10 protein-coding genes are annotated in these 13,056 nt (G+C 60.7%); 7 read left to right on the top strand and 3 right to left on the bottom strand.

The window, feature by feature from the left end:
* The 4 genes from dxs (at window position 1) to AB5Y86_RS06090 (ending at window position 5,586) form a co-directional block, all read left to right on the top strand.
* Window positions 1–1,869: a 1-deoxy-D-xylulose-5-phosphate synthase gene (dxs, locus tag AB5Y86_RS06105; protein ID WP_368192406.1), complete on the top strand. Its 1,869-nt coding sequence runs from the start codon at window positions 1–3 to the stop codon at window positions 1,867–1,869.
* Window positions 1,870–2,358: 489 nt separating this feature from the next.
* The gene (locus tag AB5Y86_RS06100) at window positions 2,359–2,622 is read left to right on the top strand and encodes a YhdT family protein (protein ID WP_005338912.1); all 264 of its coding nucleotides are present in this window, start codon (window positions 2,359–2,361) and stop codon (window positions 2,620–2,622) included.
* A complete protein-coding gene (gene panF / locus AB5Y86_RS06095) occupies window positions 2,612–4,069 on the top strand; it encodes a sodium/pantothenate symporter (protein ID WP_101531276.1) in 1,458 nt (485 codons plus the stop codon). The genes AB5Y86_RS06100 and panF overlap by 11 nt, the downstream gene beginning before the upstream one ends.
* An 89-nt stretch (window positions 4,070–4,158) precedes the next feature.
* Window positions 4,159–5,586 (top strand): PTS transporter subunit EIIC, encoded by a 1,428-nt coding sequence (locus tag AB5Y86_RS06090; protein WP_042080616.1) that lies wholly within the window; start codon window positions 4,159–4,161, stop codon window positions 5,584–5,586.
* A 1-nt stretch (window position 5,587) separates the two neighbouring features.
* Here the strand turns inward: AB5Y86_RS06090 and AB5Y86_RS06085 are convergent, their stop codons facing one another.
* On the bottom strand, window positions 5,588–6,460 hold the full coding sequence (locus tag AB5Y86_RS06085) for a LysR family transcriptional regulator (RefSeq protein WP_162504381.1): 873 nt from the start codon (window positions 6,458–6,460) through the stop codon (window positions 5,588–5,590).
* Between the two features lie 100 nt (window positions 6,461–6,560).
* Between AB5Y86_RS06085 and AB5Y86_RS06080 the strand changes: the two genes are divergently transcribed.
* The 3 genes from AB5Y86_RS06080 to AB5Y86_RS06070 all read left to right on the top strand — a co-directional run bounded on the left by AB5Y86_RS06080 (window position 6,561) and on the right by AB5Y86_RS06070 (window position 9,715).
* Entirely contained in the window at window positions 6,561–7,577 is a 1,017-nt protein-coding gene (locus AB5Y86_RS06080) for a zinc-binding alcohol dehydrogenase family protein (RefSeq protein WP_263717004.1), read from the top strand.
* Between the two features lie 537 nt (window positions 7,578–8,114).
* Window positions 8,115–8,993, top strand: a complete 879-nt coding sequence (prmA, locus tag AB5Y86_RS06075) for a 50S ribosomal protein L11 methyltransferase (RefSeq protein WP_236563366.1) — start codon at window positions 8,115–8,117, stop codon at window positions 8,991–8,993.
* 167 nt (window positions 8,994–9,160) lie between these two features.
* Complete coding sequence (locus AB5Y86_RS06070) at window positions 9,161–9,715, top strand: sugar O-acetyltransferase (protein ID WP_368192405.1); 555 nt, start codon at window positions 9,161–9,163, stop codon at window positions 9,713–9,715.
* A 381-nt stretch (window positions 9,716–10,096) separates the two neighbouring features.
* Here AB5Y86_RS06070 and AB5Y86_RS06065 read toward each other — a convergent pair whose 3' ends face one another.
* Entirely contained in the window at window positions 10,097–10,645 is a 549-nt protein-coding gene (locus tag AB5Y86_RS06065) for an NAD(P)H nitroreductase (protein WP_042080611.1), read from the bottom strand.
* A 114-nt stretch (window positions 10,646–10,759) separates the two neighbouring features.
* A complete protein-coding gene (locus AB5Y86_RS06060; RefSeq protein WP_368192404.1) occupies window positions 10,760–12,787 on the bottom strand; it encodes an FAD-dependent oxidoreductase in 2,028 nt (675 codons plus the stop codon).
* Between the last annotated feature and the right edge of the window lie 269 nt (window positions 12,788–13,056).

The raw sequence follows: 13,056 nt of genomic DNA, 5'->3' as shown, positions 1-13,056 counted from the left end.
ATGAGCGTTGATATTAGCAATTTCCCCAACCTGGCCCTCGCGGACACTCCGGTCGAGCTGCGTTCCTTGCCCAAAGATCGGCTGCCGGTGCTGTGCAACGAGCTGCGCGAATATCTGCTGCGCTCTGTCAGCCGCTCCAGCGGACACTTTGCCTCCGGTCTCGGTACGGTCGAACTGACCGTGGCCCTGCATTACGTCTACAACACCCCGTTCGATCGGTTGATCTGGGACGTGGGCCATCAGGCCTATCCCCACAAGATCCTGACCGGGCGCCGAGATCAGATCCACACCATCCGGCAGAAAGACGGTCTGCACCCCTTCCCCTGGCGTGGCGAGAGCGAGTACGACGTGCTCTCCGTCGGCCACTCCAGCACCTCCATCGGTGCCGCCCTTGGCATGGCGGTCGCCGCCGAGAGCGAAGGGCTGGGTCGCAAGGTCGTTGCAGTGATCGGTGACGGTGCCATTACCGCAGGGATGGCCTTCGAAGCGCTCAACCACGCCGGCGATGTCCATAAAGACATGCTGGTGATCCTCAACGACAACGAGATGTCCATCTCCGAGAATGTCGGGGCGCTGAACAACCATCTGGCCCGGGTCATGTCCGGCAAGCTCTACACCACCATCCGCGAAGGCGGCAAGAAGGTGCTGGCGGGTTTGCCACCGGTCAAGGAGCTGGCCAAGCGGGCCGAAGAGCACCTCAAGGGGATGGTGGTGCCCGGCACCCTGTTCGAGGAGTTCGGCTTCAACTATATCGGCCCCATCGACGGTCACGATATCGAGGCGCTGGTCGAGACCCTGCGCAACATGCGCAACCTCAAGGGCCCGCAGCTGCTGCACGTCAAAACCAAGAAGGGCAAGGGCTACGAGCCGGCGGAGAAAGACCCCATCGGTTATCACGCTGTGCCCAAGTTCAATCCTGACGATTGCTCCCTGCCCAAGGCAAGTGGCGCCAAGCCCACCTTCTCCGCTATCTTCGGCCAGTGGCTGTGCGATATGGCAGCCAAAGACGAGAAGCTGGTCGGCATCACCCCCGCCATGCGCGAAGGCTCCGGGCTGGTGAAATTCAGCCAGCAATATCCGGATCGCTACTTCGATGTGGCCATTGCCGAACAGCATGCAGTCACGTTCGCTGCCGGCCTCGCCATCGCCGACAAGAAGCCGGTGGTCGCCATCTATTCGAGCTTCCTGCAGCGCGCCTACGATCAGGTGATCCACGATGTGGCGCTGCAAGATCTGCCGGTGCTGTTCGCCATCGACCGGGCCGGTCTGGTGGGCGCCGACGGCCCGACCCATCAGGGGGCGTTCGACATCAGCTTCCTGCGCACCGTGCCCAACATGGTGGTGATGACGCCATCTGATGAGAATGAGTGCCGTCAGATGCTCTATACCGGCTATCTCCATCAGGGCCCTGTCGCTGTGCGTTACCCGCGCGGCAGCAGCCTGAGCGATGCGCCCATCTCGTCAGAGATGCAGACACTGGCGCTTGGCAAGGGACGTATCCTGCGAGAGGGCAAGGGCACTGCCATTCTGGCGTTTGGCACCTTGCTGCACCACGCGAAAGCGGCCGCCGAAGCACTGGATGCCACCCTAGTGGACATGCGCTTTGTCAAACCGATGGATGAGGCGCTGGTGCTGTCGCTGGCGGCCAGCCACGATCACTTCGTCACCATCGAAGACAACGCCATCATGGGCGGCGCCGGTTCGGCGGTGAACGAACTGCTGATGCGCAGCAAACAGTGCAAGCCGGTGCTCAACCTCGGCCTGCCGGATCGCTTTGTCGAACAGGGCACCCAGCAGGAGATCTATGCCCTGCTCGGTCTGGACGATGCAGGCATCCAGCGCAGTATCGAAAGCTGGCTGCAAGCCTGAGTAGATCGCCATCGCATCTAACTGGGGGGCTCCGAGCCTAATGCAAGTCAGTTAAGAGAATTTGAGTCCCAACCCGCGTGGTATAAGGGCTAACGAGTGAGGGAGGCATGATGCCTCCCTCTTTTTATTGCATGCCAGTCAGGGCAAGGGTTGGAGCCAAATTGACTCTTTAATCATGGAGTTACTTTTTATATTCAATATCTCGAATATTTAGTCATAAAAGTGCTTAACTGACTGGCATTAGGGCTCCGAGCCCCCTTTTCTTTGCTGAACAGAACAATGGGTGACTGCAATGTAATTGCCCTGATGACTCAACCTGAGCCACATTTAACGCCCCTGTGAAAAATATTAAAATCTGAAAGCAATCTATTGGTTTCAGATTTTTTCACATCAGATAAATCAGTTCATGACCTCCTAAGGGCTCAACATTAATGGCGACATGGCCCTTTTTTGTTATCCTTGCGCCCCTCAAATTTGTCGGAGGCCAAGGTGAACCGTTTTGCTCTCGCCCGCCGGGAAGCAGCTTTCTGCCTGCTGCTGACCCTGCTCTACTTCTTTGCCTGGTATGGCACCGCCTATTTTATCCCGCTCCAGCTGGAGTTGTGGGGGCTGCCGTTGTGGTTCCTGCTCAGCTGCATGGTGATGCCGCTGCTGTTCATTCTGCTCTGCGCCCTGATGGTAAACCGGCTGTTTGTGGAGATCCCCCTCGATACCCACTCCCCTTCCGGCAAGGAGTCATCCCATGAATCTTGAGTTGATGCTGCCGCTCGTCATCTATCTGGTGCTGGTGCTGGGGGTGGGTTTCTGGGCCAGCCGCCATCGCGCAGAAGGCAACTTCGTGCAGGAGTACTTCATCGGCAACCGCAGCATGGGCGGGCTGGTGCTGGCGATGACGCTAGTGGCCACCTACACCTCGGCCTCCTCCTTTATCGGCGGACCGGGCGCGGCCTACAAGATCGGTCTGGGCTGGGTGTTGCTGGCGATGATCCAGCTGCCCACCGTCTGGCTCACTCTGGGGGTGCTTGGCAAGAAGTTCGCCATCATCGCCCGCCGGGTCAATGCGGTGACCATCAACGACATGCTGTGGGCCCGCTACCAGAGCAAGGCGGTGGTGATCCTCGGCTCCATTACTATCATCCTCGCCTTTATCGCGACCATGGTGGTGCAGTTTATCGGCGGCGCTCGCCTGCTGGAGACCGCCACCGGCCTCTCCTACCAGCAGGGCTTGATGCTGTTTGCCAGCTGCGTACTGCTCTACACCATCATCGGCGGCTTCCGCGCCGTGGTGATGACCGATGCCCTGCAGGGGATCATCATGCTGATCGGCACCGGCGCCTTGCTGGCGGGGATTTTGATTGCCGGTGACGGCCTACCGAACCTTATCCACCAGCTCAGGGAGATCGATCCCAAGCTGGTAAGCCCGCAAGGGGCCGGCGACATGTTGACCCAGCCCTTTATGCTGAGCTTCTGGATCCTGGTCTGTGTCGGGGTGGTGGGGTTGCCCCACTCGGCATTGCGCTGTTTTGGCTATCGCGACAGCAAGGCGCTCCATCGTGGCATTCTGATCGGCACCGTGGTCAGCGCCCTGCTGATGTTCGGCATGCATCTGGCGGGCGCCCTCGGCCGCGCCATCCTGCCGGGCATGGACAGCCCGGACAAGATCATGCCCTCCCTGATGATGGAAGTGCTGCCCCCCTGGCTGGCCGGGGTCTTTCTGGCGGCGCCGATGGCGGCCATCATGTCCACCATCGACTCCCAGCTGATCCAGGCTTCCGCCACTCTGGTGAAGGATCTCTATCTCAACTATCTGAGTCCAAAGCAGGAGAAGCTGGAGGTGCGCATCCCCCGCCTCTCCCTGCTCTGCACCCTGATCCTCGGCACTCTGGTGCTGCTGGCGGCGTTGCAGCCCCCCGAGATGATCATCTGGCTCAACCTGCTCGCCTTTGGCGGTCTGCAGGCGGTGTTCCTCTGGCCGCTGGTGCTCGGCCTCTACTGGTCGCGGGCCAACGGCCCGGGCGCGCTGGCCAGCATGGTCAGCGGCATCGTCAGCTATGGGGTACTCAGTCAGTGGGGGATCAAGCTGGCTGGCCTGCACGCCATCGTGCCAAGCCTCACGCTGGCGCTGGTGGTCTTTATCACGGTCAGCCTGCTGACGGCACCGCCCTCGCGGGAAGTACGCGAGCTTTTCGGGCAGAAATAATAAAAATATAAATTAGGGGTTCCAAAACTATCCCCAAATAGGTGTTTTCCGGTTAAACTGTGCGCCAAGTCACAGAACGTAGCCGCTGTATGCCCGTTAAAGCCACTCGACAAGTCGTTACTCAAGCCCTGCAGCGGCTTGGCTATGCCCTGCTGCTGCCCGTCTCCATCCTGCCGATGGCGGCGCTGATATACCGGCTTGGGCAACCCGACGTGCTCGATTTGGCGGTGCTCTCCCTCACCGGTCAGGCGATCTTCAGCCAGATGCCGCTTATCTATGCGGTGGCGATCGCCTTTGGCCTGAGTCGGCAAGAGCTGGGCGGGCAGACGCTGGCGGGGGCAGTCAACTTCCTGCTGCTCAGCACCGCCTTCAATACGCTGGCCCCCAACCTGCACGCCGACATGATCTGCGGCCTGCTGGCGGGGCTCACCACCGCCATCATCTACCCTTGGGTACACCAGCAAACCCTGCCCCGCTGGCTGCAGATCGCCAGGGGGGAGTTTCCCAGCCTGCTGGTGTCGGCCTTGGCCTGCCTGCTGATCGCCATCCCCCTCTCGCTGCTGTGGCCGCCGCTGGAGCGCGGGCTGACCCTGCTCACCTCCGAGCTGCTCACCACGCCGTTTGGCGCCTTTTGCTACGGCACTCTCAACCGACTGCTGATCCCGCTCGGGCTGCATCAGGTATTGGGCAGCGTCATCGGCCTTGGCGAGAGCAACCTGCAGGCGCTGGCCACCGCCCAACCCCTTCATGAAGGGTATGTGGCCGGTCTCTACCCCATCATCATGTTCGGCCTGCCGGGCGCCTGTTTTGCCATCTGGCTACACCGCCAGCGGATGCAGCGGCTGCCACAGGGCGGGCTGCTGCTCACCCTGGCGCTCACCTCGGCACTGGTGGGGATCACAGAGCCTATCGAATTTCTGTTCGCCTTTACCGCCCCCTGGCTGTTTCTCGCCCACGCCCTGTTGACCGGGCTATCGCTCGCTGTCTGTAGCGGGCTGGGGATCAAGGTGGGCAGTTACTTCTCCGCCGGTCTGCTGGATCTGGTGCTGAGCTATCAGGCAGGGGAGCACAGCTTCTGGCTCATTCCGGTCGGTATCCTGTTCTTCGTTGCCTACACCCTGCTGTTCTATCAGCTGCTGGAGCGTGCCCCCCTCAGCATGCCGAGCAAGCCCATCGCGGTGGAGCATCCGCGCCTTGCCAGTGTTGCCCCCTCCGACCCGCAGATGCTGGCGATCCAGTACCTCAAGGTGCTGGGCGGGATGGACAATCTGGTGGCGATGAGTGTCTGTATCACCCGCCTCAGCCTGCGGGTGCGCGATATTTCACTGGTGGATGAATCTCGCCTGCTGGGCCTCGGCTGCCTCTCCTGGATCCAGCTCAACGACCACCAGCTGGTGCTGGTGCTGGGCCCCAGCGCCAGCCTGATTGAAGGGCAGATCCGCATGCTGGCGGAGCGCCAGTCGGTCCCCCTTGGCCTCAAACCCAATCAGGAGTCGGCCAGCCAGAGCAGTTGGTAACTCAGGCGAACGGCAACCGCTCGGCCACGAAATCCATCAGGGTGCGCAGGGCGGGAGCCAGATGCTCCCGACTCGGATAGATAAGGTAAAACGGGTTGGCCGGAATGGGCTGATCCGGCAACACCTTCTGCAGCCGCCCCGCCGCCAAATCCCCTTCACAGACATGGTGGGGCAACAGGGCAATCCCCCCGTCATGGAGCGCCATCTCCCGCAGCGCCAGCAAGCTGTTGCTGACACAGGCCCCCTGCGGCCGCCAGCCGCCCTCCTGCAATGGCCACACCGGCATGGCCGAGTGCACCAGACAGGCATAACGGCCCAGCTCGCTCAACTGTTGTGGCATGCCGTGGGCCGCCAGATAGGCGGGCGCTGCCACCAGATGACGCGCCACCTGACCGATACGCCGACAGATGAGGCTGGAGTCTTTCAGCGGCGCCGCCCGCAGCGCCAGATCGTAACCCTCCCCCACCAGATCGAGCTGATCGTCGCTCAGGGTCAACTCCAGCACCACTTCGGGATAGAGAGCGCGAAACTCGGCGAGGATCCGGCCAAGCAGCAGGGTGCCGGTCGCCTCGGGGGCAGTGATCCGCACCCGCCCCGCCGGGGCCGAGCGCAGCCGTGCCATCGCCAGATTGGCGCTGCGGGCCAGTGCCAGCAGCCCCTGACAGTGCTCCACATAGAGCTCCCCCTGCGGGGTCAGGCTCAACCTGCGAGTGGTACGCTGCAACAGCCGCACCCCGAGCTGGGATTCGAGCCGCGAGATCTTCTGGCTCACCGATGACTTGGGCATACCAAGCAGCTCGGCGGCCCGGGTAAAGCTTCCCTGCTCCACCACGGTGGCAAACAGTCCCATCAACTCCAGATCGACATTGTTCATATATTCAAACAGTCTTTACCGATTACCCATCTTAATCTTGATAATCAACCAGACTAGAGTGAGTGGCAATCCCGAACACAGCGATTTGAAAGGAAAAACCATGAAAGCCATTGCCCTGACTCACTATCTGCCAAGCGACCACCCCGACTGCTTCATCGCCGCCAACCTGCCCGATCCGGTTCCGGGCCCGCGGGATCTGCTGGTGCGGGTCACCGCCACCTCCGTCAATCCGGTAGATACCAAGGTGCGCTCCCCCAAGGCCAAAATTGAAAGCTCGCCCCGGGTACTGGGTTGGGATGCGGTGGGGGAAGTGATCGCCACCGGCAGCGAAGTCACCCTGTTCAAGGCGGGCGACCGGGTCTGGTATGCCGGCGACATCAGCCGCCCGGGTAGCAACAGCGCCCTGCAACTGGTGGATGAGCGTATCGCCGCGATCGCCCCCACCACCTTGAGCGATGTGGAGGCCGCCGCCCTGCCGCTCACCGCCATCACCGCCTGGGAGACCCTGTTCGAGCGCTTCGCTCTTACCCGCGAAAGCCGTGGCAAACTGCTGATCATCGGCGGCGCCGGTGGCGTGGGCTCCATCGCCATCCAGCTGGCCCGCCAGCTCACCGGCATGGAGGTGATTGCGACCGCCTCCCGCCCCGAGAGCCGTGAGTGGTGCCTCGAGATGGGCGCCCATCAGGTCGTAAACCACCACAAGTTGCAGGAGGAGCTGACCGTCCTTGGCATCACCCAGGTCGATGCCATCTTCTGCACCAACGCCACCGCCGAGCACTGGGCCACCATGGCAGGGCTGATCCGCCCGTTTGGCCATATCTGCACCATTGCCGAATCGAGCGAGCCGTGGGATCTCTCCCTGCTCAAGAGCAAGAGCGTCACCTTCAGCCAGGAGTTCATGTTCACCCGCTCCCTGTTCCAGACGCCGGACATGATCGAACAGCACCGCCTGCTCGGCCGGGTGGCGGCACTGGTCGATGAAGGGGTATTGCAGACCACCCTGACCAGAACCATCTCGTCACTGACCCCGATCACGCTGGCTCAGGCCCATGCCGAGGTGGAAGCGGGCCGTATGGTTGGCAAGCTGGTGATCGACATGAGCGGCTTTGCCAACTAAGCCCTCCAACGCACCATGATGGGATAAGTTCACAAAGGAGATGCCCCAAACGGGCACAATCAGCGGCACTCATGACAGCCTGTGGCAGACCAACATCCGACAATCAGCCAAAAAAGAGGCCATTTCGCGAGAAATGGCCTGAATACCTGAACATTGGGGTAACAATCACACACATATCCTTATGCAGGACATATTAGTCTTTGCATCTGGCGTGCCAACAGCAGCATGAATGCGCCAAAACGGCGTCAACCCATCCTTGAGCAAGGTTTCGACCTTGCTCTTTTTTTGTCTGGCAGACTGTTTACCAAGCAAAGAAGTGCAGATAAAAAAATGCCACCCGAGGGTGGCAGTGAAAGATGACGGAACTTGAGCAAAGCGTTCAGCGAAAACCGGTCGTCTTCGCCTGCATAGAGCAATACAGGAACCGTGCCAATCCGGCAAAAACCCCCGTATCCCTCCACGTCATGGGCAAACCACGACAGCACTTCCCCATGATGGTAGAATCTCGCGGTTTCACATTTATGAAGAGTCGACGCCATGCCCTGGATACAAATTCGAATCAACGCCACTGCCAAGACCGCAGACAAGGTGAGCAACATGCTGCTGGGGCGTGGTGCCCAGGCGGTGACCTTTATGGATGCCAAGGATGTGCCCGTCTATGAACCCATGCCGGGCGAAACCCCGCTGTGGGGCGAGACCGAAGTGATGGGGCTGTTTGACGCCGAAACCGATCCGGCCCCCACCATCGCCTTCTTCCAGCAGATCTTCGGTGAAGACGTGGGCTACAAGGTGGAGCAGCTGGAGGACAAGGACTGGGTGCGCGAGTGGATGGATCACTTCCACCCCATGCAGTTCGGCGAGCGGCTCTGGATCTGCCCGAGCTGGCGCGACGTGCCAAACCCCGATGCGGTCAACGTCATGCTGGACCCGGGTCTGGCCTTCGGTACCGGTACCCACCCCACCACAGCTCTCTGCCTGCAATGGCTGGACGGCCTCGATCTGACCGGTAAAACCGTGGTCGACTTTGGTTGCGGCTCCGGCATTCTCGGCATCGCCGCCCTGAAACTGGGTGCTGCCCGCGTCATCGGCATCGACATCGACCCGCAGGCGATTCAGGCCAGTCGCGACAACGCCGCGCGCAACGGCGTCGCCGACCAGATTGAGCTCTATCTGCCAGCCGACCAGCCGCAAGATGTCGAAGCGGACGTGGTGGTCGCCAACATCCTGGCCGGCCCGCTGCGCGAACTGGCTCCACTTATCGCCGGCCACGGCAAGCCGGGCAGCCTGATGGCCCTCTCCGGCGTGCTGGAGAGCCAGGCGCCGGAGCTGGAGACCATCTACGGCCAGTGGTTCGAGATGGACCCGACCGCCGTCAAGGAGGAGTGGTGCCGCCTCTCCGGCCGCAAGCACGGCTAAACATAGCTCCCGCTCTCAAGGCGGCAAGTCAGCATCTTTACTAAACAAGAGCACCCGCGGGTGCTCTTGTTGTTTCTCCCCCCCCCTTTCCTACTCTGGGGGACGGTTCACGCTTCTCTGGCCAATGAGGGATTAACATCGTTCTTCCACATCATTGAGGCCCTGCCATGAGCGAATACCAGAAGATGATTAGCAGCCAACCGTACAACTGCATGGCACCCGAGCTGGCCCAGTTGCGCCGGGAGGCGGCCCAGCGCTATCGCCGTTTCAATCAGGCGGAAGAGGAGGCAAAGCAGCGGGCACTACTGGCGGAGCTGATTGGCAAATTGGCAGAGAACGCCTTTATCTGCCCGCCACTCTACTGCACCTATGGCCGTCATATTCAGCTTGGTAAGGACTCCTACATCAATATGGGGGCGACCCTGCTGGACAATGCCCCCATTCGCATCGGCGCCCATGTGATGATTGGGCCAAACGTGCAGGTCTATACCGCAGCCCATGCACTGGAGGCCGACGAAAGGATTCAGGGCACAGAGACGGCGCTGCCGGTCACCATTGAAGACAAGGTCTGGATTGGGGGCGGTGCCATCTTGCTGCCCGGCGTCACCATAGGACGGGAGGCGATCGTCGGCGCGGGCGCCGTAGTCACCAAAGATGTACCGTCCGGTGCTCGGGTAGTCGGCAACCCTGCCCGGATCCTGCCAGCCAAAAACAGGGTATAAGGCGGCCAACCGGGCTGCATCTTGATGCCGCCATCAACTCACAACAACCCCGCCTCCCCATAAAAAATAAAGCCCAATGTCACGAAGACGTTGGGCTGTTAAAAGGTGCTACGGAATTGCGACTCTCATCGCAGAAAAATTAGAAGGAGTGCCCTTCTAAACTGGCAGGGAGATATTAGCGAATGCGCAAACGTTTTACATAGTGAAATACAACAGGATTGCGAGGTACATCGCACTATTTAAATAATTACCTGCTATGGCGCGCGAAGCATCTTTGACCCATTTATTTTCCCCAATTTCTCTGGTTACTATTCACGGTTAAACAGAAAAGCCCCGATTTCTCGAGGCTTTGCTTCTCTCAACCGCAACGTGGCCAAAAAGTCAGAAACGGCGGACAAACTCATCGAGCGGCAGCTCGCGCAGTTTACGCGCTTCCAGCATGGGGGTGCCGAGGTAGAGGAAACCCACCAGCTGATCCTCTGCCGCCAGTCCCAATCCCTTGTTGATCTGCTCATCGAAGATAAACCAGCCGGAGCGCCAGATGCCGTTGAAGCCCTGCGCCTGCGCCGCCATCTGCATCGCCATCAGGGCACAACCGGCAGAGAGCTCCTGCTCCAGTTTCGGCACCTTGGGGTGATCCTGATAACGGGTTGCCACGGCGACGATCAAGGGCGCCCGCAGCGGCGCTTCGCTGCACTTCTTGATGCTCTCTTCATCTTCGCCACGGGCACGGGCCGCCTCGGCCAGCAGCTTGCCCAGCCGCTCGCGCCCCTCCCCTTCAAACAGAATGAACTGCCAGGGGGTCAGGGTGCCGTGATCCGGCGCACGCAGGCCCGCCTTGAGGATATTGTCGAGCACCTCACCGCTCGGGGCGGGATCGGCGAGACGGCCACAGGAGTGGCGATTGAGCAACAGGGTGAGGGCATCCATGGGCAATTCCTTCTCTGGGGCAATGATGGCGCTACCTTAGCACAGCACCGAATGAAGAAAACCCCTGAGGCTCAGGGGTTTATCGCACTATAAAGGACAAGAGAGCACAGTTGGCTAGATGACCGCAGCCAGTTCGGCGCCCTGTCTGATCGCTCGCTTGGCATCCAGCTCGGCAGCCACGTCGGCTCCGCCGATGATATGCACCGGCTTGCCTGCCGCCTGCAAACCCGCCTGCAGCTCCTTGAGGGGCTCCTGCCCGGCGCAGACGATCACCTGATCCACCGGCAGACACTGCTTGCTCTCGCCCACCTGAATGTGCAAGCCCTCGTCATCGATCCCCAGATATTGCACCCCGGAGAGCATCTGCACCTTGCGGTTCTTGAGCACGGTACGGTGGATCCAGCCGGTGGTCTTGCCAAGTCCGTCACCCACCTTGCTCTCCTTGCGCTGGAGCAGCCAGATCTGGCGCTCGGGGGCGTCGATTTCAGGAGCCGTGAGGCCACCGCGCTCGCCAAGCTGTTTGTCGATGCCCCACTCCTTGAGCCAGTGATCACGGTGCCCATCGGCATCCATCTCCACCTTCTTCTCTACCAGATACTCAGCCACATCGAAACCGATGCCGCCGGCACCGATCACCGCCACCTTCTCGCCGACCGGCTTGTGATCCCGCAATACATCGAGGTAGTTCAATACCTTGGGATGCTCGATGCCCGGAATATTGGGAGTGCGCGGACGAATACCGGTGGCGAGGATCACCTCGTCAAAACCGCCGCCGAGCAGGCTCTCGGCACTCTGGCGCTGGCCGAGATAGAGCTCGACACCGCACTTCTCCAGCCGTTTGGCGAAATAGCGCAGAGTCTCGTGAAACTCCTCCTTGCCCGGGATCTGCTTGGCGAAGTTGAACTGGCCGCCGATTTCGCTGGCTTGATCGAACAGGCTCACCTGATGACCGCGCTCGGCAGCGTAGCAGGCAAACGCCAGCCCGGCCGGGCCCGCCCCCACGACCGCCAGCTTCTTGGGCTGGGGCACGCGGCCAAAGGTCAGCTCGGTCTCGAAGCAGGCGCGGGGATTCACCAGACAGGAGGCGCGCTTCTGCTTGAACACATGGTCAAGGCAAGCTTGATTGCAGGCGATGCAGGTGTTGATCTCGTCCGCCCGGTTCTCGGCAGCCTTGATGACAAATTCGGGATCCGCCAGGAAGGGGCGCGCCATGGAGACCATATCCGCCTCGCCACCCGCCAGAATGCGTTCGGCCACCTCGGGAGTGTTGATACGGTTGGTGGTAATGAGGGGCACCTTGAGGTGTTTTTTCAGCTCGGCGGTCACCCAACTGAAGGCGCCGCGCGGCACGCTGGTGGCGATGGTGGGAATACGCGCTTCGTGCCAACCGATACCGGTGTTGATGAGGGTCACCCCCACCGCTTCCAGCGCTTTGCCAAGGGCAATCACCTCTTCCAGGGTCGAGCCCTGCTCCACCAGATCCAGCATGGAGAGGCGGAAGATAATGATGAAGTCGGTGCCGACGCGCTCGCGGATGGCGCGAACAATCTCCACTGGGAAGCGCATCCGGTTTTCGCTGCTGCCGCCCCAGCCATCGGTGCGTTTGTTGGTTCGCTCGCAGATGAACTGATTGATGAGATAGCCTTCCGAGCCCATCACCTCGACGCCGTCATAACCGGCCGCCTTGGCAAGCGCAGCTGTAGCCGCGAAGTCGCGAATGGTGCCGCGGATCTGCCGCTCGCTCATGGCACGCGGTTTGAACGGGGAGATGGGGGCCTTGAGGGCGCTCGGGGCCAGACTGAAGGGATGGTAGGCGTAACGACCGGCATGGAGGATCTGCAGCGCTATCTTGCCCCCCTCCTGATGCACGGCGCTGGTCACCTTCTTGTGCTTGCTCACCTGCCAGGGAAAGCTCAGCTGGGAGCCGTGAGGCACCAGCCGACCGCGCAGATTGGGGGCAATGCCGCCGGTGACGATAAGGCCAACGCCACCACGGGCGCGCTCGGCGTAAAAGGCGGCCAGCTTGTCAAAACCGCCCTTCTCCTCTTCGAGGCCGGTGTGCATGGAGCCCATCAACACGCGATTGCGCAGCTGGGTAAAACCGAGGTCAAGGGGCTTCAGCAGATGGGGATAGCGACTCATGATGCCTTCCTCTTTAAGGCCAGGGTGCATGGAACAACGCCCAACACCCGGTTGCGCAGCTGGGTAAAACCAAGGTCGAGCGGGGTCAGCAGGGTCGGATAGCGGCTCACGATGCCTCCAGTTAATTTTTTGTTATCAAACTGAAGCTAGAGTAAAGAATCGAAAATTCTTTTTCAAACAAATGTTTGGACAATTTTTCAGCGAACAGCCGTGCCCTGAACGAAGATAGACGGGATCCGCCAGTCGGAAATGGCAATTTCGCCCGCAAC

Source organism: Aeromonas sp. s8, from assembly GCF_040907785.1.
Lineage (GTDB): Bacteria > Pseudomonadota > Gammaproteobacteria > Enterobacterales > Aeromonadaceae > Aeromonas > Aeromonas veronii.
This window is presented reverse-complemented; position numbering and strand designations above follow the sequence as displayed.